The following is a 25,059-nucleotide window of genomic DNA, read 5'->3' as shown; positions in this document are numbered from 1 at the left end:
CTGCCGGTTTTGCAACTTTCGGCTTAGCCGGCGTTCGGGCGCGGCTTGCGGCGGCGCCGGATCAGCGCGCCGATGCCGATCGCGCCGGCCAGCGCGATGCCGGCTACCGGCAGCGGCACAGGGCTCGATGCCTTCGGCGGCGGCGTATTGGCGTCGCGCAGCGCGTCAGGGAACGGGCGCGCTCCGACCGGGACGATTTTCCAGTCGGCCTGGTTGGGCGGCGTGCGCTTCATGTATTCGCTGAACGAAAACACCGGGTTCGATCCCATCACGCGGCTCGACGGAATTTGCGGAATGCGCACCAGCACCAGCGCCTCGATATCGCCCTGCAGCTGCTTTTCATACGCCGTCAGCTTGCGCGCCTTGCCCTTGGTCGCGCCGACCAGTTGCAGCAGGTCGTTGCCGGCCGCCTCGAACGCCACCGCCGGGTACAGGCGCACCTGTTCTTCGGTCAGGTAATCGTAGATCTTGCGACCGCTGGCCAGGCTCCTGTCCTTGGCCGACAGGTAGGCGTACGCGCCCAGCGCCTTGAGGTTGCTGGTCGGTCCGCGCTGCGGGACGTTCCAGCCCAGCCCCTTGAACACGTCCAGGCTGATGCCGGTGCAGTTGGCCTTGGCATGCTGGTAGGTGAAGTCGTGACGGTAGAATTGGTTGAACACGCGCTGCACGCCGCCCTGGTAGGCCGCCGCCGTGCGCGCGTTGTTCAATACCGCCACCAGCATGTAGGACGGACGGTAATACTGCTGGCCGCTGTTGAGGTCCATCAGGTAGTTATCCATCGGGACCGGCGCGGCGATGATGCCTTTTTCGCTGACCGAATCGAGGTTGTAGAAGTTATTGACGATCCAGTCAGACCACTCGCCCTGGCGGCCAAGATAGCCGGTGGCGACCGCGAAGTGGCCGCCGTAGGCTTCGTCGTCGTCGCCCTGGGCGCCGTTGAGCATCACGCCGATGACCGGTTTTTCCTGCCACTGGCGGGCCTGGCCGGGTTTGCGCTCCCACAGCAGGCGCGTCGAGAACGGGCTCGAAGCGCCGCCGCCTTCGGCGCGCACGTAGGTGGCGAAGCTTTCGTCCTTGCCCAGCGGCTGCGCGCGCATCTTGCTCTGGTCGATCGCGAAGTCCTTGGGCCAGACCGTGCGCGCGACGAACGACGATTTGCCTTCCGCTTCGCTGTAGGTGCCGCGCATGCGCACCTCGCGCCGGGCGAAGAAGGCGGTGGTCTTGGGGTCCCAGTACGACAGGTTGCTGGCCAGTTGGGGCGCCAGCGTCAGGCTGGTGACGGCATCGTCGCTGCTGCGCACATGGGCGCCGTCCGCCAGGATGCGGGCGTCGTCGAGGATGTGCGGGGCGCCCAGCCACACCAGGCCGGGCAGCGCCAGCTGGTCCCTGGCGCCTTCCGGCGCCCATTCCTTGGTGCCACGGACGATATCGGCGCCCTGTTTGAAGCTCGAGACCGGCTGCGACGGCAGCGGTACCGCCAGCACTTCGTTCTGAAAATACCACAAGCCTTGCTTGATCGTGACGCAGTCCGGGCAGTTGCCATTGCTGAGCCGAAATTGCATGGCCGGCAACAGCCCGAGTCGTTCTCCGGCGAGGGCGCTTTTCAGGCCGGCCGGTTCGGTTGCCTGCGCGCCTGCCGAGATCAGCAGCACGCCGGCACCGAGTAAAGAACGGGTTTTCGACATAAATTGTCCTTGAGCGTTAATGGGTAAAACCACAAGCTTGCAAATCTACACGTGTTGAGTGACATCGCCATGATTTAAACTGCTTCAGGGCAAGAAATAGGCGGGAAAAGACACATTTTCGTCTGTTTCCCGTGGTCGCGCAGACAAGTGGTCGACCTGTATTTCATGGTCGGCAATACAAGCGCCTGCTTGTCGCGGGATCAATCGCGTGTCCAGATGTGTTGCATCCTGATGACATCTGGCACCGGCTTGCCATCGATGCGGCCCGCCCGGAAGCGGCACCTCGACAGCGCCTTGATGACGGCCTCGTCCCACAGGCGATGACCGGCGCTGTGCTCGATGGTGGCGTTGCGCACGCGGCCGTCGGTCCCGATGAGGAAAGCGATTTTGGTGGGCAAGATCTCTTCCAGGCGGATGGCGGTATGCGGCCATTGCGGCGTGGGGCAGGAGCCGGCGACAAGCGACGCCGCGATGCGCTCATGGGGCGGGCGGGCGAAAGCGGGTGCGGCCAGCAGCAGGCAAGCGGAAAGCAGAAGACGGCGCATAAATCGGGCTGTGTCGGACAGGGAGGCACTTGCGAGGACGCTAATGTACACCATCCTTGTCCGAATGGCGCCAGCGGACGGAAACTGGGATAGACTTGGCGTTTCTCCAACCCTCATTACAGCGTAAACACGATGGCGATCCTGTCCGAACTGGTTCTGTACCCGATCAAATCCTGCGCCGGCATCTCCGTGCGCGAAGCCACGCTGACGCGTTCCGGCCTGTCGGTCGACGCGGTGTACGACCGCGAATGGATGCTCATCGACGAGCACGGGCAGGGCCTCACGCAGCGCGAGCATCCGCGCATGGCGCTGATCGTGCCGCGCCTGTTGTCCGACACGCTCGAACTGCGCGCGCCGGGCATGCTGCGCCTCGAAATTCCGCTCGGCCTGCCCGACCCCGACCACGAAGTCACGCGCGAAGTGACGGTATGGGAAGACACCGTGCTGGCCTACGACTGCGACGAAACCACCGCCACCTGGTTCTCGAAAGCGATCGGCGCCCCGTGCCGGCTGGTGCGCTTCCACGCCACCGCCACCCGTTTTTCGAGCACCAAGTGGACTGGCGGATCGGCCGAACCGACCCTGTTCTCGGACGGCTATCCGATCCTGGTGGTGGGCCAGGCCTCGCTCGACGACCTGAATCAGAAAATGCAGGCGGCCGGGCGCGATGCGCTGCCCATGAACCGCTTCCGCCCGAATATCGTCATTGAAGGCATCGACGCGTTCGAGGAAGACTACGCCGACCATTTCGCGCTGGGCGCGGCGCGCGTCAAACCCGTCAAGCCTTGCTCGCGCTGCCCGATTCCGGCCATCGACCAGGCCAGCGGCGAACCCGGTCCCGATCCGCTCGACATCCTGCGCACCTACCGCAGCAAGGCGGCCATGGACGACAAAATCTGTTTTGGCATGAATGCGATTGTGACCGAGGGTGATGGCGAGCGCCTGCAGGTGGGCCAGCCGGTGACCATGACACTGGCATTCTGAAGCCGCCGCGCGGCCGCGCGCGGGCCGCGTAAATACGACGCGGCGCATTTTTTCGTTTTCAAGGCGGGCCGGATGGCGTAAGGTGGCACTATTGTCGAGGTCGACAGGAAAAAGGTGGGAACCGTATGCATGATCCCGGCGCTCCGGCGCGCGATGTGGAAGCCGAAAACGAGTCCTTGCGCGCGCGCCTGGATTATCTGGTGGAGCAGGCCGAGCGCAATCACGAGATCATGTGCCGGCACCAGGCGTTCGACCTTGAGATCGTCGGCTCCGACAGCTTCCAGGCGCTGATCGGCACCATCTTCGGCAGCCTGCCGGCGATTGCCGGTCTCGATATCGTCACCCTCAGCCTGGTCGACGAAGAGGCCGATATCCGCACCGTGATGGACAAGCTGGGGGTGGACTTCAACGATTTTCCGCACATGATTTTTGTCGACGCGGTGGCGGCGCTGGGCTTCGTGCCGTCGCGCAGCGAGGTCTTCACCGGCCCGCCCAAGCCGATGCTGGGGCCTTACCATCCGGCCGTGCACCAGCCGATGTTCCCCCACCAGCGGCCCGGCCTGCAAAGTATCGCGCTGGTGCCGCTGCTGCGCAACAAGCGCCTGATCGGCAGCCTGAACCTGGGCAGCTTCGATGCCACCCGTTTCACGCCGGCCATGGCCACCGACTTCATCGAGCACATGGCGTCGATCATCTCGATCTGCCTCGAGAACGTGATCAGCAACGAGATGCTCAAATATATCGGGCTGACCGATTCGCTCACCGGGGTGTACAACCGGCGCTACATCGACCGCCGCCTGCTCGAAGAAATCGGCCGCGCGCGGCGCCAGGCGTACCGCATTTCGTGCCTGTACATCGACATCGACCATTTCAAGCAGGTCAACGACAGCAGCGGGCACCAGGGCGGCGATGAAGTGCTGCGCGAGGTGGCCGCGCGCATCAAGGCCGAACTGCGCATCTCGGATGCGCTGGGACGCTTCGGCGGCGAGGAATTCGTGGTGCTGCTGATCGACGCGAATCTCGACAGCGCGACCCAGGTGGCGCAGCGCATCCTGCACAGCATCGCCGGCACGCCGTTCATCTTGTCGGGTGGGGAAAGTCTGGCTATTTCAGTGTCGATCGGGGTGGCCACCCTGGACGATTTCGAGCGCGATCACGCCATCGAGGGCGTGGCGCAGGCGCTGGTGGCGCATGCCGATTCGGCGCTGTACAAGGCCAAGGAGGGCGGGCGCAACCGGGTGGTGTCGTTTAGCTGAACGACGGGCCGGCCGCTAGTGCAGCAAGCGCTCCTCGGCGCGGTTCACCGCATCGGCCGAGCCGCGCAGCACCACCACATCGCCCACTTCCAGCTGCGTGTGCGGCGTCACATCGAGCCGCTCCTTGCCGCGCCGGACCGTGGTCACATCGGCCCCCAGTTCGGCCAGTTCCAGCTGGTCGATGCGTTTGCCCACCGACGCCGCATCCTCGCGCAAGATCACCGAATGCAGGCGCACGAACAAATGCTCCGGATCGTCGCTGGTGTCGTTGGTGCCATGAAAATACCCGCGCAGCGACGCATAGCGCTCGTCGCGCGCGCTCTGCACCCGGTGCACCACGCGCCGCAGCGGCACGCCCATCATCACCAGCGCGTGCGAGGCGAGCATCAGGCTGCCCTCCAGCGCTTCCGGCACCACTTCGGCCGCACCGGCCTTTTTCAGCACATCGAGATCGGTATCGTCATAGCTGCGCACGATCACCGGCAGGGTCGGCGCCAGCTCGTGCACCAGGTGCAGCACCTTGATCGCCGAGGGCGTGCTGGCATACGTGATCACCAGCGCGCTGGCGCGGTAAATCCCGGCCGCGACCAGGCTTTCGCGGCGCGCCGCGTCGCCGTACGACACATGCGCGCCGGCCGCCTGCGCTTCCTGCACCCGCTCCGGGTCCAGGTCGAGCGCCTGGTAGGCCACTTTTTCTTCGGTCAGCAAGGTCGCCAGGGTCTGGCCGCTGCGCCCGAAGCCGGCGATGATCACGTGCTTCTGGGTCGACATGGTGCGGCTGGCGATTTGCGTCAGTTGCAAGGACTGCATCATCCACTCGTTGGACGAAACCTTCATCACGATCTGGTCCGACTTGGAGATGATGAACGGCGCCACCAGCATCGACAGCACCATCGAGGCCAGCACCAGCTGGATGATGAAGTCGTCGATCAGGCGCGCGCCGGAGGTCAGGTTGAGCAGCACGAAGCCGAATTCGCCGGCCTGCGCCAGCGCCAGGCCGGTGCGCATCGAGACGCCGTCGGAGGCGCCGAACAGCTTGGCCAGCACCGCGATCAGCGCGAACTTGAGCAGCACCGGCAGCACCAGGAGGAGCAGCACCAGCCACCAGTTTTCCAGCACCAGCCCGACATTGAGCAGCATGCCGACGGTGATGAAAAACAGCCCGAGCAGCACATCGCGGAACGGCTTGATGTCTTCTTCCACCTGGTGCTTGTACTGGGTTTCGGAGATCAGCATGCCGGCGACAAAAGCGCCGAGCGCCAGCGACAGGCCGGCGTGTTCGGTGATCCAGGCCGCGCCCAGGGTAATGAGGAGCAGGTTGAGCATGAACAGCTCCTGCGAGCGGCGCTTGACGACGATGGTAAACCAGGTGCGCATGATCTTCTGGCCGATGAACAGCAGCAGCACCAGCACGATCACCGCTTTCACGCCGGCCCAGGCCAGCGTTTCGGCCAGTTCTTCCGGAGGTTTGCCGAGCGATGGAATCAGGATCAGCAGGGGCACCACCGCCAGGTCCTGGAACAGCAATATGCCGATGATCTTGCGGCCATGCGGGCTTTCGAGTTCAAGCCGCTCGGTCAGCATCTTGACCACGATCGCGGTCGACGACATGGCCAGCGCGCCGCCCAGCGCAAAGGAAGCCTGCCAGGTGATTTTGAGCCCGGGCAGCTGGGTCGCCAGCAGCCAGCCGAACAGCATGGTGGCCACGATGGTCATGACCACCTGGGCCATTCCCAGCCCGAACACGATGCGCCGCATCGCCATCAGCTGCGAGAGCGAGAATTCGAGCCCGATCGAGAACATCAGGAACACCACGCCGAATTCGGCCAGGGTTTCGGTAGTCTTGCTGTTTTCGGCCAGTCCCAGGGCATGGGGGCCGATCAGGATGCCGACCGCCAGGTAACCGAGCATGGGGGGCAGGTGCATCATGCGGAAAGCGACCACGCCCAGTACGGCGCTGCCTAAAAGGAGGAGGGTGAGTTCTAGTCCTGAAAACATGCGGTGCCGTGTAAAGGGATGATGGAAGCCGGGCGAAAACACGGGGCAAATACGATTTCTGCGTCTGGCAAGTTTTTTGCTTTCGCAATTCGTTTATACTTCTGCCATGAGTGTAACCCATGAAAAAACAATGCTGAAAGCTTTTGACAAAAACCTCACGCAACGCGCCATGCAACTGGCCCGCGAGACGCTCGAAATCGAAGCGGACGCCATCCGCGCCCTGCACGCGCGCCTGGAGACCGACGACAGCGTCGGCCAGGCCGTGGGCCTGTTGATGGAGTGCGGCGGCCGCGTGGTGGTCTCCGGCATGGGCAAGTCGGGCCATATCGCGCGCAAGATCGCCGCCACCCTGGCCTCGACCGGCACGCCGGCCATGTTCGTCCACCCGGGCGAAGCTGCCCACGGCGACCTTGGCATGGTCACCGCGCAGGATGCCTTCATCGCCATCTCCAACTCCGGCGAAACCGCCGAACTGATGTCGATCCTGCCGATCATCAAGCGCATGGGCGCACCGCTGATCGCCATGACCGGCAATCCGCAATCGAGCCTGGCGCTGCTGGCCGACGTGCACCTCGACGTCTCGGTGGCCAAGGAAGCCTGCCCGCTCAACCTGGCGCCCACCGCCAGCACCACCGTCACCCTGGCGCTGGGCGACGCGCTGGCCGTGGCCCTGCTCGACGCGCACGGCTTTAAAGAAGAAGACTTCGCCCGCTCGCACCCGGGCGGCGCGCTGGGACGGCGCCTGCTGACCCACGTGCGCGACGTCATGCGCAGCGGCGACGCCGTGCCGCAAGTGACTGCCGACGTGTCGCTCTCGGTGGCGCTGCTCGAGATCACCCAGAAGGGCATGGGCATGACCGCCATCGTCGACGCTGCGGGCCATCCGGTCGGCGTGTTTACCGACGGCGACCTGCGCCGCCTCATCGAACGCGTGCAGGATTTTACCAAGATCACGATCCGCGACGTGATGCACGCCGATCCGCGCCGCGTCGGTCCCGACCAGCTGGCGGTCGACGCGGTGGCGATCATGGAAGAATTCCGCATCAACCAGATGCTGGTGGTCGATGCCGACGGCAAGCTCGTTGGCGCCCTGCATATCCACGACCTGACCCGCGCGAAGGTGATCTGACATGACAGCTTCCCCCAACCAGCTCGAACATATCAAGCGCGCCGCCGCCGTCAAGGTCATGATTTTCGACGTCGACGGCGTGCTCACCGACGGCAGCCTGACCTACGGCCCCGATGGCGAAGCGACCAAGACCTTCAATGTGCTCGACGGCCTGGGCATCCAGCTGCTGCAAAAGAGCGGCGTGGCCACCGCCATCATCAGCGCGCGCCAGTCGCCGATCGTGGTGCGGCGCGCGGCCGACCTGGGCATCATGCACGTCCACCAGGGCATCCACGACAAGCGCGTCGCCTTTGCCAGGCTGCTCGAAGCGACCGGCTTCACCGCCGCGCAGTGCGGCTACATCGGCGACGACGTGATCGACCTGCCGCTGCTGCTGCAGGTCGGCTTTGCCGTCACCGTGCCGACCGGGCATCCGGAAGTGCAGTACCGCGCCCATTACGTCACCAAGGCCGGCGGCGGGCGCGGCGCCGTGCGCGAAGTGTGCGACATGGTCATGCGCGCGCAAGGCACCTACGACGCGGCGCTGGCGCCGTACTTCGCCTGATGCACGCCACGGGAGACCACCATGCATAAGCGCACCGCACACCGCTGGCGCCTGACCGCGATCATGGTGGTCGGGACCTTCTTCGCCTTCGGCACCTTCTGGCTGGTCCAGCTGGCGCAGAACGGCGACACGTCGGTCGATCCGAACAGCTTCAAGAATGAACCAGACTACATCGTCGAACAATTCAGCTTCGTGCGCATGACGCCCGAGGGCAAGCCGCGCTACCTGGTGTCCGGCGCCAAACTCACGCACCGCCCGATCGACGACACCTCCGACGTCGAGCTGCCGGTGCTGCAAGGCGTCGCGCCCGGCCAGCCGGTCACCACCATCACCTCGCAGCGCGCACGCATCCGCCACGCCCAGAACCAGGCCGACCTGCTCGGCGACGTCAACGTGGTGCGGCCCGAGTCGCCCACCAACCGCGCCATGCAGCTCAAGACCGAAGCGCTGACGGTGTACACCGACGAAGACCGCATGACGTCCGACCAGCCGGTCCAGGTCACGCTGGGCAGCTCCACCATCAGGGGCACCGGCATGGACGCGAACAACGCCACGGGCGAACTCAAATTCGCCAGCCGCGGGCAGATCGTCTATCCACCGAAAGCGGCGCGCGCTGCGCCAACCACACCAGGTAAACCACAATGAAAAAATTCCTAGCCTTCGCCCTGCTCGGCCTGGCCGCGGCAAGCGCGTCCGCCGAAAAGGCCGACGCCGCCAAACAGGCGGTGATCGGTTACGATTCGCTCGAAACCAATGAAGTGACCCAGATCACGATCCTGACCGGGAACGTGGTCGTCACCAAGGGCACGCTGATCCTCAAGTCGGACCGCGCCACCATCAAGGAAACCCCGGAAGGCGACATGTTCGTGACCCTGACCGCCGGTGCCGGCAAGGCCGCCACGTTCCGCCAGAAGCGCGACGGCGGTCCGGACCTGTGGATCGAAGGCCAGGCCCAGCGCATCGAATACGATGAACGCAACGACATGATGAAGCTGTTCTCGAACGCCAGGATCCGCCAGCTCGAAGGCGCCAAGCCGACCAATGAAATCGAGAGCGAATTCATTTCCTACGACAGCCGCAAAGAAGTTTTCCTGGCGCGCAACGACGCCAGCGGCACCAACAAGCCGGGCCAGGGCCGCGGCACCATGATCATCGCCCCGCGCAAGCCGCGCGCCGCGCCGGCCACGCCAGCGGCGGGTGCGCCCGTCACGCCGGCACCCGCGCCGGCGCCGGCGCCGACCACCACGCCAGCGGTGATCACCCAATGATCGAACCGAAAAATTGCGGCAGCCGGCTGATCGTGCGCGGCCTGCAGAAAAGTTACGGCAAGCGCCTGGTGGTGCGCGACGTCTCGCTGCAGGTCGACTGCGGCGAAGTGGTCGGCCTGCTCGGGCCGAATGGCGCCGGCAAGACCACCTCGTTCTACATGATCGTCGGCCTGGTGCCGTCGGACGCGGGCACGATCGACATCAGCGGGGTCGATATTTCGAGCCTGCCGATCCACCGCCGCGCCGCGCTCGGCCTGTCGTACCTGCCGCAGGAAGCGTCGGTGTTCCGCAAGCTGACCGTGGAAGAAAACATCCGCGCCGTGCTGGAGCTGCAAAAGGTCGACGGCAAGTCGCTCACCAAGGCGCAGATCAACGAACGGTTAGACACCCTGCTGGCCGACCTGCAGATCGAAAAACTGCGCGAGAACCAGGCCATGTCGCTCTCGGGCGGCGAGCGGCGCCGGGTCGAGATCGCGCGCGCGCTGGCGACCAACCCGCGCTTCGTGCTGCTCGACGAACCGTTCGCCGGGGTCGACCCGATCGCCGTCATCGAGATCCAGCGCATCGTGCGCTTCCTCAAGCAGCGCGGGATCGGCGTCCTGATCACCGACCATAACGTGCGCGAAACGCTGGGTATCTGCGACCGCGCCTACATCATCAACCAGGGTGCGGTGCTGGCCTCCGGTCGTCCCGACGATATCATCGCGGATGAATCGGTGCGTCGGGTCTACCTGGGCGAACACTTCCGGATGTAGGCATGAAACAGTCCCTTCAACTACGCACTTCCCAGCACCTCGCGCTCACGCCCCAGTTGCAGCAGTCGATCCGGCTGCTGCAACTGTCGACCCTTGAACTGCACCAGGAACTGGAACAGCTGTTGAGCGACAATCCGCTGCTCGAGCGGCTCGACGATCCGCTCGATCATTCGGTGCGCCTGCTGGGCGATGGCGCCATCAGCAGCACCTCGACGCCGACCGAAGCGGCGAGCGAGCCGGGTGCGCAGGATGCGCCGGCGCCCGCCGAAGGCGAAGGCTTTGAAGGCGGCGAAGCGGACAGCCCGGCCAGCAACGACAACGATGGCGAGTGGGGCGACCTGGGTCGCGCCAAGACCTCCGACGACGAGGATTCGCGCCCGCAGCTCGAAGCCTCAGGCACCACCTTGCGCGAGCACCTGATGGAGCAGATGCGCGTGACCGTGCTCGAAGCGCGCGACCGGGCGCTGGTCGAACTGATCGTCGACGCCATCGACGACAACGGCTACCTGACCGAGTCGCTGGAAGAGATCCACGAGCGCATGCCGCCCGAGCTGGAGATCGAAATCGAAGAACTGCGCACCGCGCTGGCGCTGCTGCAAAGTTTCGACCCGAGCGGGGTGTGCGCGCGCAATGCGTCCGAATGCCTGGCGCTGCAGATCCGGCGCATGCCCGGCGTGCCGATGGTGACGCGGCGCATGGCGCTGACCATCGTCGAAAACCACCTGACCTGGTTCGCGCAGCGCGAATTCAACAAGCTGAAAAAAGCGCTCGACTGCGACGATGAAGACCTGCGCGAAGCGCAGACCGTGATCCGCCAGTGCAATCCGCATCCGGGTGCGGAGTTCGCGTCCGACGTATCGGACTACGTGGTGCCGGACGTGATCGTGCGCAAAGCGAAGAACGGCTGGTCGGTGATGCTCAATAACGACGTGATGCCGCGCCTGCGCGTGAACAGCATGTACGCCGCGCTGCTCAAGCAGGGCAAGGGCGAAGGCCAGATGGGCGCGCAGCTGCAGGAAGCCAAATGGCTGATCAAGAACATGCGCCAGCGCTTCGACACCATCTTGCGTGTGTCCGAAGCGATCGTCGAACGCCAGCGCAATTTCTTCTCGCACGGCGCGGTGGCGATGCGCCCGCTGGTGCTGCGCGAAATCGCCGACACGCTCGGCCTGCACGAAAGCACCATCTCGCGCGTGACCACGCAAAAGTACATGATGACGCCGCACGGCATGTTCGAGCTGAAGTATTTTTTCGGCAGCCACGTGGCCACCGAAGCGGGCGGCGAAGCCTCGTCGACCGCGATCCGCGCGCTGATCGTGCAGCTGACCGGCGCCGAAGATCCGAAGAGCCCTCTGTCGGACAGCAAGATCGCCGACATGCTGGGCGAGCAGGGCATGGTGATTGCGCGCCGCACGGTCGCCAAGTACCGCGAAGCGCTCAAGATTCCCCCGGTCGCCCTGCGCAAGTGCCTGTGACAGGGCGAGCGGTTTCGCGCAGCGTCTACAGGAACTGCGGGTACTCGCGCAAGAGCGACTGTTCCAGTTGGTCGACGTTGCCGAACAGGTCGAGTTCACCGCCGTTCGAGATGCGCCGTCCCGCATCCCAGCTGCGCCAGGCGCGCACCGTGTCCTCGCTTCTGTAGAGCGCCATTCCCAGGCCGGCGTAGGCCGACGCCAGCGCAGGATTGGCCTGTAGCGCCTTGGCGTACAGTCCGGCCGCGGCACGGTGTTCGCCCAGTTTTTCGCGGGTGTCCGCTTCGTACAATGCCAGCATGTGCTGCTTGCGCGTGGTGTGCTTGCGCAGTTCCTGAAGGGTGGCGAGGGTCGCTTCCAGTTCCGCCTTGGTGTCTTGTTTGCGCATCACCGCCGCAAGGCTGCTCAACTGCGGGTTGGCCTGGAACAGCGCCCGCTGCGCAGGCGTCGACACGATCGGATCGCCCCCGGAGAATACCCATTCGTTCATCCCCAGCATGGCGTCCAGCACGCGATCGTCGGAGAATGCCTGCGCGGTTTCGCGCTCGAACGCCTGTCTGGCCGCCGCCGTCGGCGGTGCCGCGCTGATGGCTGCCTTGTCGAGTACCTGGTCGATCTCGTCACCTTGCGGCGCGCGCAGCTTGTACGCGGCCAGACTGTAGCTGGCCGGTGCGCCTTGCTTGACGGCGCTGACCGTATACGTACGCGTTTCGCTGTAGCCTTCGATCTGCTTGTGGTACGTGACCAGGCTGGCCGGCAGGCGTTGTTGGGCGGAGAGGCGCGCCAGCACGCGCGGATGGGTGCCGAAAGTGCGCAGGATGCGTGCGAACATGGCTGCGTCGCCGGCGCTGACGCTGGTTCCGCCGGCGCCGATACTGGCCAGGCGAGAGCCGTCGACAGCCAGCACTGTGGCGCCGCCTTCGGTCGATTCGGTCAGCGTGCGCGCCGTCACCTCGACCGACAGATTGTTTTCCAGCTCGATCAGGCCGTAGGTCGGCGTGAAGCTGCCTTTCTTTTTGACTGCGAGCAGCCGATAGGCGATGGTGTCGAACATCGAATAGGCCACGTAGCTGCGGCTTGGCTCGTCGATCTGGTAGCGGCGCCGCGTAACCAGGTCGACAATCGTCGTTTCCTTCGCGTCTTGCACGGTCAGATAGCGTTCGCCCTGCGTGACCTTGAATTTATGCGTCTCGTTCGGTATGGGTACGCCGCCGCGCGTTGCACCGGTGTAGTTGACGGCGACATGCAGGTCGAAGGTGATGGCGGCGCAGGCTGGCGCGCCGGCGGCGCCCAGGGTGCCCAGCATCGCCAGGCGCAGCAGGGAAGTGGAGGTGTATCGCGTGAACATGGTGGCCCGCTATGGTGGTGATAGACGGGCCATTATAGGACGAAGGACTTGTCGTAACGCTATCTTCTGGCGGTCAGCCGGCGGCTGCGCGCAGCGTAGCGCAGCCCTATACCGCCAGTATCGGAGCGCCATCCTTCTTGCGCGCAGGCTCAAAAATATTCGGGATGCTCGCGCAGCAGGATCTGCTCGCGGTAGCTCACGGCCCTGGACAGGTCCAGCGCGGGCGCCATGCGCCGTCCCGCGTCCCAGCTGCGCCAGGCGCGCGCCGCATCGAAGTTCTTGTACAGCGTGTCGCCCATATCCTTGTAGGCCCCGGCCAGCGCCGGATTGGCGCGCAGGACGTTAACATACAAAGGCAGCGCGCCGCGCACGTCGCCCAGCCTGTCGCGCAAATTGGCTTCGAACAGCATCACCATGTGCTGCTTGCGCGTGGTGGACTTGCGCAGTTCCTGCATCGTTGCCACCCCCGCTTGCTGGTCCGCTTTCGACTTGGATCGAATCGCTTTCAGATAGGCTTGGGTTGCCGGATCGGCGCGCAACAGGGCTGTCTGTTCCGCGTTCGGCTTCAAAGGTGCGCCGCTGGTGAAACTCCATTCGGCCATGCTGAGCATACCGTCGAAGGCGCGCTTTTCGGCGAAGGCTTGCGCAATCTCTGCCTCGAACGCCTGCTTGACGGCCGCCGATGGCGGCGCCGCATTCGCCTGCGCCTTGTCGAGCAGCAGGTCGATTTCATTCCCCTGCGCGGTACGCGCCGTGTACGGCTTGAGGTCGTAGCTGGCCGCAGCGCTTGGCTGGAGCGCGCTGATGGTGAAGGTGCGCTCCTCGCTGAAACCGATCAGCTTGTGATGCATCACGAAGCCGGCCGGCACCCGCTTTTCGCCCGACAGGCGCGCCAGCACCAGCGGATGGCCGCCGAAACGGTAGCGCAGCATGCGCTCGAACTGGGCCGCGTCGGCGGCGCCGATGCTGGTGCCGCCGGCCGGAATGCGCGCCAGCGGGTTGCCGTCGACCGCCAGCACGGTGGCGCCGGCCTCGGTCGATTCGGACAGCTTGCGCCCCGCTGCCGTCAGCGACAGATTGTGCTCGTCGAAGACCGGATCGAACACCGGCCCGACCCCGGCCTTGCGCAGGTTCTCGCCGAGGAGTGCGCGGTGAAGCAGTTCCGCTTTGCGAAAGCCAATGCCATCGAACAGCGAGTAGTCCACATAGCTGGCGCTGGGCAGGTCGACCTGGTAGCGGCGCCGCTGCGCAAAATCGTAGATCATCGATTCGTCCGCCGTGCTCACCGACAGATAGCGCTCGCCCAGCACCACCTTGTACTGCTTGATCTCGTCCGGTGGCGGGTTGTCGCCATGCGTGGCCACGGTGAATTTGGTGGTCACGCTCATGTCGAAACTGAGGACGGCCAGCGCCGGTGCGGCGCTGGCGCACAGGGCGCCGGCCAGGGCCAGGCGCAGCAGGAAAAAGGGGGCGTTTAGCTTGAACATGATCGGCTCGGATAATTGGCGGGGGGACGATTTTAGGTGAATCCGCCGGCCGTCAAAACATGATCCGGTTTTTGCTACTTTTCGATCCTGCCGGTATCGCGAGCTTATACCTCGGAGAATATACCGGGTATTTTCCCTTGAATCTTTGGCGCTTTGTGCTTACCTTGTGCTATGCCAAATAACTGATACACTTGGTCTACACGAGAGAAAGTTGCTCGGGTACAAAACGAAGGAGTTGAATACCATTAAACCCATTAATCGATTGGCAATTTTGCGGACGTAGCAGAATCACATCGTCCGTGTGGTAATACAGCTGTTCCTCTGCGCTGCCAAGCGTACGAACCGATAGTAACAAGAAGTGCCATTATCATTAGGAGTGTGTGTATGAATCTCACAATCAGTGGACATCATCTTGAAGTAACGCCAGCCATCCGTGAATACGTACAGAGCAAGCTTGAGCGCGTAAGGCGCCATTTCGATCAAGTGATCGATATTGCAGTCATCCTCACCGTCGATAATCTGACGGAAAAAGAAAAACGTCAAAAGGCCGAGATCAACCTGCGCCTGTCGGGCAAAACCGTGTATGTCGAAAGCCTGTCGCACGATCTCTACGCCGCCATCGATACCCTGGTCGACAAACTGGATCGCCAGGTCATGAAGTACAAAAACAAAGTCCAGGACCACAATCACCAGGCCATCAAGCACATGCCTGAAGAAATGCCGGAAGACCTGCCTGAAGAAGAGACGCCGTCGGCCGCATAAGCAGGCCCCGTCCCATTCTCAAAGGGCGCCCGCGTGGCGCCCTTTTTGCATCCATGCGCGATAAAATAGCGCTCCTTATCTTCTTCCGGCCAGCCCCATGAGCGAATTCGTCCAGACCCGCATTGCCAATCGTACCGGCGTGATTACCCTCGACCGTCCCAAGGCCCTCAATTCGCTCTCGCTGGCGATGGTGCGCGACCTGACCGGGGTCTTGAGCGCATGGCGCGATGATCCAGCCATCGACGCCGTGGTCATCGGCAGCAGCAGCGACAAGGCGCTGTGCGCCGGCGGCGATATCCGCTTTTTCCACGATTGCGGACATGCCACGCCAATGGGCGGCAGCGCGCTGCTGGAAGATTTTTTTACCGAAGAATACGCGCTCAATCACCTGATTCATTTTTATCCCAAGCCGTATATCGCGCTGATGGATGGCGTGATCATGGGCGGCGGCATGGGCATTGCGCAGGGCGGGCCGGAATGCCGCCTCCGCATCGTCACCGAGAAAACCAAGATGGCCATGCCGGAGGTGAATATCGGCCTGTTTCCGGATGTCGGCGGCAGCTATTTTCTCTCGCGCGCACCGGGCAAGCTGGGCCAGTACCTGGGCTTGAGCGGCCTGACCGTCGGCGCGGCCGACGCCTTGTATGTCGGGCTGGCCGACCTGTTCGTGCCGCAGGCGCAGATGGGCGCCCTGAAGGAATTGATCGAGACGACGCCGGGCGCCGGCCTGCGCGCGGCGATTGCGGCCTTCGCGGCGCCGTTCGCGGCGGACGCGGGCGCGTCCACCTTGCAGGCGCAGCGTGACGGCATCGACCGCCATTTCGGCGCCGCTTCGGTGGCGGCCATCATGGCTTCGCTCGAAGGTGACGATGGCGAGTTCGCGCAAAAGGCGCTGGCCGCGATGCGCCAGCGTTCCCCGCTGATGATGTGCGTCACGCGCGAACTGCTGCTGCGCGGCGCGGCGCTCGATGTGGCCGACTGCCTGCGCATGGAACGCACCGTGGTGCGCCATAATTTCGAGCATGGCGAAGTGCTCGAAGGCGTGCGCGCGCTGGTGATCGACAAGGATAATGCGCCCAAGTGGAACCCGGCCAGCCTCGATCAGGTGGACGCGCAGATGGTGGAGCGCTTCTTCGCCCAGGTGTGGCCGGCGGCGGCGCATCCGCTGCGCCACCTGGCATAAGGTCATGCGCGGCGGCCGGCATGGCATATGAGCTCTTCGTCGCGACCGGATGGCGCGCACCGCGGCGCGACTTCATTGCCGTCATCGGGTTCGATGAATTACCTGCCTTTTCACGCCTCATCAAGCGGGGCGACTTCGATTTCCTCGAACGGATCACGAATCTGTTCGAGGACCAGGAATTCTCGCTTGATCAGGTGAACCAGGCGCTCGACTCGCTGCTGCCGCTGATGCACGCTATGCTGCATCCGGATGAACGCCTCCTGCTGCACAAATTGGTCGCCGTACTTTCCTTTGCCAGCCGCAGACAGGTAGGACTGTATGGAATCGCCGACTGAGGGTGGCCGCCATGGCCTATGACCTCGTCGTCGGCCCCGGCAGCGAACATGGCGCAGCACCCGATTGCGCCGCCAGCATCGACTTCCATGACCTGCCGGCCCTGGCGCACCTGAAGCAGCGCGCCAGGCGAGGCGGCGAATGCGACTTCCTGGAACGGATTTCGCATCTGTGCGAGGACCAGGCGTTCGACCACGGCGAAGTCGAACGCGCGCTCGCCACCCTGCTGCCGCTGCTGCGCGCCGGCCTGCATCCCGACGAACGCGCCTTGCTGCTCAAGCTGACCGGCGTGCTGTCGTTCGCCAGCCGCACGCAACAGGGCGTGCACGGCATCTGCGACTGACCCACATGACGCTTGACCTTATGTGACAACTGTCGCATACTTGCCCCATCAGTCACAATGTGGAGCATCATCATGTCAGTCATTCCTTCGGTTTCAGAACTGAGCCTGCTCAAAGTCCTCTGGAAGGACCAGCCCCTGAGCACGCGCGAGATTCACGAGCGCGCCGTGGCGGAACTGGACTGGTCGTTTTCCTCGACCCGCAAGACGCTCGAACGCATGCTCGACAAGCAGATGGTGGCGCAAGACATGCAGCACGGCGTGCAGGTCTACCGCGCGCAGCTCGACAAGGTCGCCACCCTGGCCGCCTTTGCCCACGACTTTGGCCGCCGCGTGATGGAAATCGACGCGCCGCTGCCGGTCAATATGTTCACGGGCAGTAAACTGGTCGACCGGCAGGAACTGGCCGAACTCGAACAGATGCTGCAGGACTGGCCCGACGCGAAGGACTGAGCATGTTGAACGCGATCGCCTTTTCCTTCCTCAAAGCGAGCATCACCTGCGGCATTGCCGCCGCCGTCATCCTGGCGCTGCTCACGCTGGCCACGCGCGTGTGGCCGGTGCTGGCCGGGCACCGCTCGGTGTGGCTCTGGGCGCAGGCCGCCATCGCCTGCGCCTTCGTGGCGGCGCTGCTGCCGCACAGCGCCGCGTACAGCGTGGTCCCGGCTATCGAGATCGCCCGTCCCGCACCTGCCGCCGCGCAGCCCTCCGTGCAGCCGGGCTGGGATGGGTCCGAGGCCGATGGCCTTGACGACGACATCGACCCGTTCGAACTGCTGGCGCAAGCCTGGCTGGCGCTGTACGTGGCTGGTTTGCTGGCCGCCGGTGCGCGCTGGGTGCACGCGCAGCGCGGCCTGCGCGCCTTGCTCGCTCATGCCCGTCCGCTCGACGCGACGGCACTGGCGCAGCACGCCGGCTTCGATGCCGAACCGGTGGCGCAGCTTTTGCGGCGCGGCCTGCGCGTGTGCGAAACCGATGCATCCATCTCGCCCATGCTGGCCGGCCTGGCCCGTCCGCGCCTTTTGCTGCCGCGCCATCTGCGCAGCTTCAGCGACGAGCAGCAGCGCCTGATCGTCGCCCACGAACTGACCCACTGGAAGCGCCATGATCCCTTCTGGCTGCACGCCAGCATGCTGCTGCAAACGCTGTTCTGGTTCAATCCCCTGCTGGCGGTGCTGACCCGGCGCCTGAACTGGGCGCAGGAACTGGGATGCGACCACGCCGTGCTCGATGGCCGTCCGGCGCAGCAGCGCAAGCAGTACGCGGCCGCGCTGGTGGCCCAGCTCAAGGTACAGCAAGAACTACTTGGCGCGGGCATCGCCTTCGGTCACGGCAGTCCCGCGTCGCTGCGCACCCGTGTGGGCCTGATCCGCGAGCCGGGCATGCGCGCTCCCGGCTTGCCGGGCAAGGCCGCGGTGGCCACCGCGCTGGCGTCGGTGCTCGGCGCGAGCTTGTTGCTGCAGCCGGCGTTTGCGTGGCGCGCAGCCGAAACTGGCGTTCCCGCACCGTCGTCCACCGTGGCGGCGCCGTCCGCCGTCGCGCCGCGCCAGCAGTGGCAAATGCCGCTCGAGCGCGTGCGCGTGACCAGCTTTTACGGCGCCGCGCGCAAGAACTTGGAAGGCGGCCATCACGGCATCGACTTCGCCGCCCGCAGCGGCACGCCGGTCCTGGCCGCGGCCGGCGGCACCGTGCTTGCATCGACCGCGCAGTACGAGGGCGGCCCGCAGTATGGCGATGTGGTCCTGATCGAACACGCCGGCGGCGTGCGCTCGCTGTACGCGCACCTGAGCGCGCGCTCGGTCAAGCCGGGGCAGGTGGTGCGCGCCGGCGAGACGATTGGCCTGGTTGGCGCTACCGGCAAGGTCACCGGTCCGCACCTGCACCTGGAAGCCTTCAAAGATGGTGAGCGCATCGATCCGCAGCAGATGTTCACCGGCCTCGACGCGTTCGCGACCTCCGGGGCGCTGCGCAAGCGTCCCTCCCGAATCTAGATAACCCTCCCGTTCAGGCGCGGTTTCCCGTGCGGCGCAGCAGCGCCGTGCGAGCGCGCTCGTCCCTCCACAACACCGAAGGAAACCCATGCAGATCCGTCCGTATGCCTGCGCCTGCGCGCTCGCTTTTTGTTTACCGGCGCTGGCCGAAGAAGTCCTTCCCAAGATTGAAATAGCGGGCGCGCGCTACGACCAGCGCAGCGAGGAAACCGCCGCCAGCCTGGTGGTTGGGCGCGCGGAGCTGATGCGCCACGGCGACCGCTCGCTCGGCGACGCCCTCAAGCGCGTGCCCGGCATTACCATCGGCGACGGCGGCGGGCGCACCAGCGACATTCGCCTGCGTGGCCTGGGAAACGGCTACACGCAAGTGCTGCTCAACGGCGTGGTGGCACCCGCCGGCTTCTCGCTCGAATCGCTGGCGCCGGAACTGATCGAACGGGTCGAGGTAGTGCGCGGTGCGTCGGCCGCGACCAGCATGCAGGCCATCGCCGGCAGCGTGAACATCGTGCTGCGCACCTCGGCCACGCGCCGGCAATCGACCATCAAGGCGGGGCTGGACGCGCAGCACGGCCGGCGCGCCTCCAGCCTGAGCGGGGAAGTGAGCGGCAAGAGCGACGCGTTTTCGTACTCGGTGCCGGTCAGCCTGTCGTATGGGCCAATTCCAGCGCCATCGCGCGAAGAAGAGACCGCGCCCGGCCTGCGCCGCAGCACGCGCCTGGACGAAATCAACACCACGCGCCTGGCCAGCCTGTCGCCGCGCGCCAGCTGGAAGCTGGCCAATGGCGACACGCTCGGCTTGCAAGCCTTTATCAGCAACAGCCGGCGCGCGACCGATGCCTGGGCCGTTGAAACCACCCACATCGGCGTGCCGACCCTGCACCCGGAGCGCGCCGCCGTCCTGAACATGGCGGCGATGTGGCTGCGTACGGACCTGGAATGGACGCGCAGCCTGGGCGAGGGCGCGCGCATCGACGCCAAGGGCGGCATCCACCGCAGCCGGCGCGAGTCGGATTTCGAGTTTGGCGACATGATCAACGGACGGCGCGCGCCGGCGCTGAACCTGGTCACCTCCGACCTGCGCGAGGGCGGCTACCACCTGGGCGCGACCTGGACGCGGCCTTTGGGCGGCGGCCATGTGCTCAGTGCCGGCTGGGATGGCGCCCACACCACGCGCAGCCAGACCCGCGTGGGCAGCGAGCGCGACTCCTTCGACGAGGCGCCGCAGTTGAGCGACAACCGCTATCGCGGCGTCATCGACCGCTTCGGCGCGTTCGCGCAGGATGGCTGGGAAATCAACCCGGCGTGGTCGCTCTCCATCGGCGCGCGCTGGGAAACGCTGCGCACCTCGGTGGCCGAAGCCGGCGTGGCGGCGGTCAGCCAGCGCAGCGCGATTCCCGCGCCGGTGCTGCAGGCGCTGTACAAACCGGCCGCAGGCCACCAGCTGCGCGCGGGGCTGGCGCGCACATACAAGGCGCCCACCATGGCCCGCCTGATCCCGCGCCGCTACACGGTCGACAACAACAACAGCGCCACCAATCCGCACAGCGAAGGCAACCCCGCGCTACGCCCCGAAAAAGCCTGGGGGCTCGACATCGGCTACGACCGCCAGGTCGGCAAGGATGGCTTGCTGGCCGCCAGCGCGTATGTGCGCAAGATCGATGACGTGACAGTCACGCGCCTGTTCCAGGATGGGACCGAATGGGTATCGACGCCGGCCAACCAGGGCAGGGCGAGCGCGCGCGGCATCGCGCTGGAAGCAAAGCTGCCGCTGCCCGGCTTTGCGCCGGCATCGTTGAACGGTAACGTGGCGCGCAACTGGTCGCGCATCGACAAGGTGCCGGGCCCGGATAACCGGCTGGCGGACCAGTCGCCCTTGACGGCCAGCGTGGGCATCGATGTGCGTACCGCGATTGCGTTCGGCGCCAGCTTCACCTACGAGCGCGGTGCGCGCACACGCTACGCCCCCGAATGGAGCGAATCGAACGGCGGCACGCGCCTGCTCGATCTGTATGTCTTGTGGGGAGCCGGCAAGCAGACGCGCTTGCGCCTGGGGCTGACCGATGTGCTGGACCGGCCGCGTGTATCGGCATCGTATTACGGCAGCCGCAGCACCCGGCGCGAGCTGATGCCCGGCACGGCGCTGCGCATCACCTTTGAACATGATTTTGAGCGGCCCAAATGAGCCTCCCGGTCAGGATTGTTCGCGGTGCCGCAGCACGACCCGTTCGGTCGGGCTGAAGTAGGCGGCCAGGCGTTCGGCCATGTACACCGAGCGATGCTGGCCGCCCGTGCATCCCAGCGCCACGGTCAGGTAGCTGCGGTTGTCGGTCTTGAACGACGGCAGCCACTTCTCGACGAAGGCGCGGATGTCTTCCAGCAGATCGGCCGCGCTGGGCTGGGCGTCCAGAAAAGCGATCACCGGCGCGTCCATCCCGGTCAGCGGGCGCAGGGTCAGGTCGTAGTAGGGGTTGGGCAGGGCGCGCACGTCGAACACAAAGTCGGCGTCGAGCGGCACGCCCAGTTTGAAGGCGAACGATTCGAAGAACAGCGTCAGCGGCGCGCGCTCGATCTCGACCAGTTCCTTGATCCACGCGCGCAGCTTGTTGGCCGACAGGTCGGACGTGTCGATTACGTGGCCAAGCTGTTCGATGGCCGACAGGCGCTCGCGCTCTTCGAGAATGCATTCGATCAGGGTGCGGCGCGAGGCCGGGTTTTCGTCCGGGCGCAACTGGTGCGAGAGCGGATGACTGCGCCGCGTTTCGGAAAAGCGCGCCACCAGCGAGTGCGTGTTCGAGGTCAGGAACATGACTTTAACGTCGTGTCCCTGGTCCTTCAGCATGCGGATGTTGACCGGCAGTTCGACCAGCGACTGGGCGCTGCGCGCATCGACCGCGACCGCGGCGCATGCCGTGCCGTCGGCGATGAGCGCGTCGATCAGGCTCGGTAACAAGGCTGGGGGAAGATTGTCGACGCAGTAGTAGCCTGCGTCTTCGAGGACATTGAGGGCGACCGACTTGCCCGATCCGGAAATACCTGTAATGAGTACGATGCGCATAGGTCCGATGATACCCCATGCGGGTGGGGTTTGCTTAGGCACTACGTATCATTCTCATTAGGCAACAGAGATTTTACAACGGATCCTATACGTTCTGATTGGTTTAGTCTGAACTCATGGCTTGACGCTGGCGCTCCATGAACTCCTGAAGCGTATCGATGCCTCTTAACTGAAGAATCGTATTGCGTACTGCCGCTTCCAGCAGCACTGCGATGTTGCGGCCTGCTGCCACGGGGATGACGACTTTGCGAATCGGCAGCCCAAGCACATCCTCGGTCGGGAACAGGAACGGCAGGCGTTCGACTTCTTCTTCCAGCGCGCTGCGCCGCACCAGATGAACGATCAATTTAAGGCGCATCTTGCGCCGCACGGCCGTCTCGCCGAAGATCGCTTTGATATCGAGCAGTCCCAGTCCGCGCACTTCCAGCAGGTTTTGCAGCAGCGCCGGGCAGCGCCCTTCGATCATGTTCGGGGCGATGCGCGAGAACTCCACCGCGTCATCCGCCACCAGCCCGTGGCTGCGCGAAATGAGTTCGAGTCCCAGCTCGCTCTTGCCCAGGCCCGAGTCGCCGGTAATGAGCACGCCCACGCCCAGCACGTCCATGAACACGCCATGCATGATGATCCGCTGCGCCAGTTTCTTGGACAGGTACACGCGCAGGAAGTCGATTACCTGCGCGGCCGGCAGCGGCGTGGAAAACAGCGGGATATTCTGCTCGTCGCAGATGGCCAAAATATCGGGCGGGGTATCGAGCCCCTGCGCGATGATCAGCGCCGGCGGCCCGCCCGAAATGAGCTCGCCAATCACGTGGCTGCGCGAACCCGATTTGAGGCGGTGATAATAAGTCAGCTCCTGATGCCCGAACACCTGGATGCGGCCCGGGTGAATCAGGTTCAGGTGGCCGACCTGGTCGGCGGCGGAGGCGACGTCGCCCGAAATGAGGCGTTCGCCGCCCGGAAAGCCGGCGAACCAGCCCAGCTGAAGACTTTCGCGATTGTCGTCGTACAGCCGTTGGATGGTCAGCGGAGTTTGCAGCATGAACGGGTCTTCAGAAAAGTGAGGGCGCCAACGCGCCCGGCACCTTGAAGTTTAACCCAGCGCTTGCAGACTTGGTTGCCAATTGATGATGCGCGAGTGAACCGATTTCGGGTCGGGATCGGTCGCCAGCGCCGTGCGGAATCCGTCGTCCGAAAACATCTCGGCGATCTCGGACAAAATCTCGAGGTGCTGCTGGGTCACGTGATCGGGAATGAGCAGGAAGAACAGCAGGTTGACCGGCTGGCCATCGGGCGATTCGAACGGAATCGGTTCGAGCAGGCGCACAAACGCGGCCAGCGGCGACTTGAGGCTCTTGCTGCCCTTGATGCGGCCGTGCGGCACAGCCACACCATGGCCAAGGCCGGTAGAGCCAAGGCGCTCGCGCGCAAACAGGTTGTCGGAGACGGTCGAGCGGGCGATTCCGCAGTTGTTCTCGAAGATCAGCCCGGCCTGTTCGAAAGCGCGCTTCTTGCTGGAGACTTCGAGATCAAGCAACACGTTCTCGAGCGATAAAATTTTGCTAAGATTTGTCATAACGCTGAGTATTGATGCGATGCACAGGGGTGCTTGCGAGCCAGAATTATAGGCCTGTTTGCCAGCTGTGTAATCGGAATTCGTCGTCGATTCATGTCAGGCCTGCATTGACATATCGCAAACTGAATAGCGATTCATGCAAGACGGGAAAACCGCTCCCAAGCCGGGAGTGGAAAATTTGAATTTCCGGCACGAAATTGAGGATTTTGCACATAAATGCTGGTCCTTGATGCAGTTCGCCATTTTTCCTGTGCTTGCTGCCCGTTTTTTCAGCGCTCGGAAACGCCACCGCGCTTGTTGTTTAAATATAAAGTTGATGGCTTTTTCCTGTCGCCCGAAAAGCACACTCGTTCCCTTGCCGACCAAGGTATTCCCGCATGGCAATGGAGTCAAGCGTGCGCGCAGGGGGAAATCCATCTCCTTGCGCTGCCTCAACTCACTGGCGCGCGGTGCGCAGATTGGGTGGGCGGCCCGAGCTGAAGTTGCTGCGCCACGGGTTGATGTCCAGTCCGCCGCGTCGCGTGTAGCGCGCGTAAACGGCCAGTTTTTGCGGTGCGCACTCGCGCAGGATGTCGGTAAAAATGCGTTCGACACATTGCTCGTGGAATTCGTTGTGCTCGCGAAAGCCGATCAGGTATTTCAGCAAGCCGCCCTGTTCGATCTGCGGGCCGACGTAATGGATCTGCACGCTGGCCCAGTCGGGCTGGCCGGTGACCAGGCAGTTCGACTTGAGCAGGTGCGAGACCAGTTTTTCTTCGACCGGCGCGCCGTCTTTGGCGGCGGTCAGCAGCGCGGGCGAGGGCGAGTAGTTGTCGATCTCGACGTCCAGGCGGTCGAGCAGCATGCCATCGAGTTCGCCCATCCTGACGGTGCCGAAGTCGTGCGGTTCGGTCAGGGTGATGTGGACCGGCGCGCCGAAGCCGCCGGCCAGGTCTTCACGCAGCAGGGCCAGCAAGGCATCGCTGTTGGACAGGCGCGTCTGGTTGAACGAATTGAGGTACAGCTTGAAGGATTTCGATTCGACGATGTTGGGCGAATCGGCCGGCACCGTGATCGTGGCGATCGCCACCTGCGGCTTGCCGCGCATGTTCAGCCAGGAGATTTCGTAGGCGTTCCAGATGTCGACGCCGAAGAAGGGCAGGGTGCCGGTGAGCTGGAGTTCATCGCGTTTGCCCTGGCGCGGAATCAGAAACAGCAATTCCGGCGCGTACTGGGTCTGGTAGGCGGAGGTTTTGCCCAGGGGGGATAGATCGGCGGTGTTGGTCATATATATTCAGTTAAATTCAACCACCGTCGTCCCCGCCTGCGGGGGGACGACGGAGCGTGGTGCGGGGGCTCATTGTCACGACGA

At 64.4% G+C, this 25,059-nt stretch carries 25 protein-coding genes; 15 read left to right on the top strand and 10 right to left on the bottom strand.

Annotated features, from left to right (window positions below):
- Positions 1-23 precede the first annotated feature (23 nt).
- Both F1609_RS09260 and F1609_RS09255 read right to left on the bottom strand, forming a co-directional pair.
- Positions 24-1,685 carry a hypothetical protein gene (locus F1609_RS09260; protein WP_167076187.1) on the bottom strand — a complete coding sequence of 554 codons (1,662 nt, stop codon included), beginning with the start codon at positions 1,683-1,685 and terminating at the stop codon, positions 24-26.
- 200 nt (positions 1,686-1,885) lie between these two features.
- Positions 1,886-2,230, bottom strand: a complete 345-nt coding sequence (locus tag F1609_RS09255; RefSeq protein WP_167076186.1) for an energy transducer TonB — start codon at positions 2,228-2,230, stop codon at positions 1,886-1,888.
- Between the two features lie 132 nt (positions 2,231-2,362).
- On the opposite strand from F1609_RS09255, the gene F1609_RS09250 reads away from it, so the two are divergent.
- Together F1609_RS09250 and F1609_RS09245 are read left to right on the top strand one after the other, a co-directional pair.
- Positions 2,363-3,214 carry an MOSC domain-containing protein gene (locus F1609_RS09250; RefSeq protein WP_167076185.1) on the top strand — a complete coding sequence of 284 codons (852 nt, stop codon included), beginning with the start codon at positions 2,363-2,365 and terminating at the stop codon, positions 3,212-3,214.
- A 125-nt stretch (positions 3,215-3,339) separates the two neighbouring features.
- Positions 3,340-4,470 carry a GGDEF domain-containing protein gene (locus tag F1609_RS09245; protein ID WP_167076184.1) on the top strand — a complete coding sequence of 377 codons (1,131 nt, stop codon included), beginning with the start codon at positions 3,340-3,342 and terminating at the stop codon, positions 4,468-4,470.
- 15 nt (positions 4,471-4,485) lie between these two features.
- Here the strand turns inward: F1609_RS09245 and F1609_RS09240 are convergent, their stop codons facing one another.
- The gene (locus F1609_RS09240; RefSeq protein ID WP_167076183.1) at positions 4,486-6,468 is read right to left on the bottom strand and encodes a monovalent cation:proton antiporter family protein; all 1,983 of its coding nucleotides are present in this window, start codon (positions 6,466-6,468) and stop codon (positions 4,486-4,488) included.
- A gap of 130 nt (positions 6,469-6,598) precedes the next feature.
- On the opposite strand from F1609_RS09240, the gene F1609_RS09235 reads away from it, so the two are divergent.
- Genes F1609_RS09235 through F1609_RS09210 form a run of 6 tightly spaced genes read left to right on the top strand, consistent with a single transcriptional unit; the run spans position 6,599 to position 11,639 of the window.
- Entirely contained in the window at positions 6,599-7,597 is a 999-nt protein-coding gene (locus tag F1609_RS09235) for a KpsF/GutQ family sugar-phosphate isomerase (RefSeq protein ID WP_187362973.1), read from the top strand.
- A gap of 1 nt (position 7,598) precedes the next feature.
- Complete coding sequence (locus F1609_RS09230) at positions 7,599-8,141, top strand: KdsC family phosphatase (protein WP_167076181.1); 543 nt, start codon at positions 7,599-7,601, stop codon at positions 8,139-8,141.
- A 21-nt stretch (positions 8,142-8,162) separates the two neighbouring features.
- On the top strand, positions 8,163-8,786 hold the full coding sequence (gene lptC, locus F1609_RS09225) for an LPS export ABC transporter periplasmic protein LptC (protein ID WP_167076180.1): 624 nt from the start codon (positions 8,163-8,165) through the stop codon (positions 8,784-8,786).
- Positions 8,783-9,409 (top strand): lipopolysaccharide transport periplasmic protein LptA, encoded by a 627-nt coding sequence (lptA, locus tag F1609_RS09220; RefSeq protein WP_167076179.1) that lies wholly within the window; start codon positions 8,783-8,785, stop codon positions 9,407-9,409. Before lptC ends, lptA begins: the two co-directional genes overlap by 4 nt.
- Positions 9,406-10,164 carry an LPS export ABC transporter ATP-binding protein gene (gene lptB, locus F1609_RS09215; protein ID WP_167076178.1) on the top strand — a complete coding sequence of 253 codons (759 nt, stop codon included), beginning with the start codon at positions 9,406-9,408 and terminating at the stop codon, positions 10,162-10,164. Before lptA ends, lptB begins: the two co-directional genes overlap by 4 nt.
- Before the next feature lie 2 nt (positions 10,165-10,166).
- Entirely contained in the window at positions 10,167-11,639 is a 1,473-nt protein-coding gene (locus F1609_RS09210) for an RNA polymerase factor sigma-54 (RefSeq protein ID WP_167076177.1), read from the top strand.
- A gap of 25 nt (positions 11,640-11,664) precedes the next feature.
- On the opposite strand, the gene F1609_RS09205 is transcribed toward F1609_RS09210, so the two are convergent.
- Positions 11,665-12,984, bottom strand: a complete 1,320-nt coding sequence (locus tag F1609_RS09205; protein WP_167076176.1) for a hypothetical protein — start codon at positions 12,982-12,984, stop codon at positions 11,665-11,667.
- A 149-nt stretch (positions 12,985-13,133) separates the two neighbouring features.
- The gene (locus F1609_RS09200; RefSeq protein WP_167076175.1) at positions 13,134-14,471 is read right to left on the bottom strand and encodes a hypothetical protein; all 1,338 of its coding nucleotides are present in this window, start codon (positions 14,469-14,471) and stop codon (positions 13,134-13,136) included.
- A 384-nt stretch (positions 14,472-14,855) separates the two neighbouring features.
- Between F1609_RS09200 and hpf the strand changes: the two genes are divergently transcribed.
- From hpf to F1609_RS09165, 7 genes are all read left to right on the top strand, one after another.
- The gene (hpf, locus tag F1609_RS09195) at positions 14,856-15,233 is read left to right on the top strand and encodes a ribosome hibernation-promoting factor, HPF/YfiA family (RefSeq protein ID WP_167076174.1); all 378 of its coding nucleotides are present in this window, start codon (positions 14,856-14,858) and stop codon (positions 15,231-15,233) included.
- A gap of 97 nt (positions 15,234-15,330) precedes the next feature.
- On the top strand, positions 15,331-16,416 hold the full coding sequence (locus F1609_RS09190; protein WP_167076173.1) for an enoyl-CoA hydratase/isomerase family protein: 1,086 nt from the start codon (positions 15,331-15,333) through the stop codon (positions 16,414-16,416).
- A 20-nt stretch (positions 16,417-16,436) separates the two neighbouring features.
- Entirely contained in the window at positions 16,437-16,751 is a 315-nt protein-coding gene (locus F1609_RS09185) for a hypothetical protein (protein WP_167076172.1), read from the top strand.
- An 11-nt stretch (positions 16,752-16,762) separates the two neighbouring features.
- Positions 16,763-17,092 carry a hypothetical protein gene (locus F1609_RS09180; RefSeq protein ID WP_167076171.1) on the top strand — a complete coding sequence of 110 codons (330 nt, stop codon included), beginning with the start codon at positions 16,763-16,765 and terminating at the stop codon, positions 17,090-17,092.
- A gap of 72 nt (positions 17,093-17,164) precedes the next feature.
- The gene (locus F1609_RS09175; protein ID WP_167076170.1) at positions 17,165-17,542 is read left to right on the top strand and encodes a BlaI/MecI/CopY family transcriptional regulator; all 378 of its coding nucleotides are present in this window, start codon (positions 17,165-17,167) and stop codon (positions 17,540-17,542) included.
- Between the two features lie 2 nt (positions 17,543-17,544).
- Entirely contained in the window at positions 17,545-19,080 is a 1,536-nt protein-coding gene (locus F1609_RS09170) for a M23/M56 family metallopeptidase (protein ID WP_167076169.1), read from the top strand.
- A gap of 88 nt (positions 19,081-19,168) precedes the next feature.
- A complete protein-coding gene (locus tag F1609_RS09165) occupies positions 19,169-21,262 on the top strand; it encodes a TonB-dependent receptor plug domain-containing protein (protein WP_167076168.1) in 2,094 nt (697 codons plus the stop codon).
- Positions 21,263-21,271: 9 nt separating this feature from the next.
- Here F1609_RS09165 and rapZ read toward each other — a convergent pair whose 3' ends face one another.
- The 5 genes from rapZ to queF all read right to left on the bottom strand — a co-directional run bounded on the left by rapZ (position 21,272) and on the right by queF (position 24,975).
- Positions 21,272-22,135: an RNase adapter RapZ gene (gene rapZ, locus F1609_RS09160; RefSeq protein ID WP_167076416.1), complete on the bottom strand. Its 864-nt coding sequence runs from the start codon at positions 22,133-22,135 to the stop codon at positions 21,272-21,274.
- 103 nt (positions 22,136-22,238) lie between these two features.
- Positions 22,239-23,174: an HPr(Ser) kinase/phosphatase gene (hprK, locus tag F1609_RS09155; RefSeq protein WP_166870929.1), complete on the bottom strand. Its 936-nt coding sequence runs from the start codon at positions 23,172-23,174 to the stop codon at positions 22,239-22,241.
- 51 nt (positions 23,175-23,225) lie between these two features.
- Complete coding sequence (locus F1609_RS09150) at positions 23,226-23,708, bottom strand: PTS sugar transporter subunit IIA (RefSeq protein ID WP_099873918.1); 483 nt, start codon at positions 23,706-23,708, stop codon at positions 23,226-23,228.
- A 96-nt stretch (positions 23,709-23,804) separates the two neighbouring features.
- On the bottom strand, positions 23,805-24,125 hold the full coding sequence (locus tag F1609_RS09145; protein WP_167076167.1) for a hypothetical protein: 321 nt from the start codon (positions 24,123-24,125) through the stop codon (positions 23,805-23,807).
- A 19-nt stretch (positions 24,126-24,144) separates the two neighbouring features.
- Entirely contained in the window at positions 24,145-24,975 is an 831-nt protein-coding gene (gene queF / locus F1609_RS09140) for an NADPH-dependent 7-cyano-7-deazaguanine reductase QueF (protein ID WP_167076166.1), read from the bottom strand.
- Between the last annotated feature and the right edge of the window lie 84 nt (positions 24,976-25,059).

This window comes from Massilia aquatica (assembly GCF_011682045.1).
In the GTDB taxonomy this organism is placed as follows: domain Bacteria; phylum Pseudomonadota; class Gammaproteobacteria; order Burkholderiales; family Burkholderiaceae_D; genus Telluria_A; species Telluria_A aquatica.
Note: the sequence above shows the minus strand (reverse complement) of the source record. Positions and strands in the feature narration are given on the sequence as shown.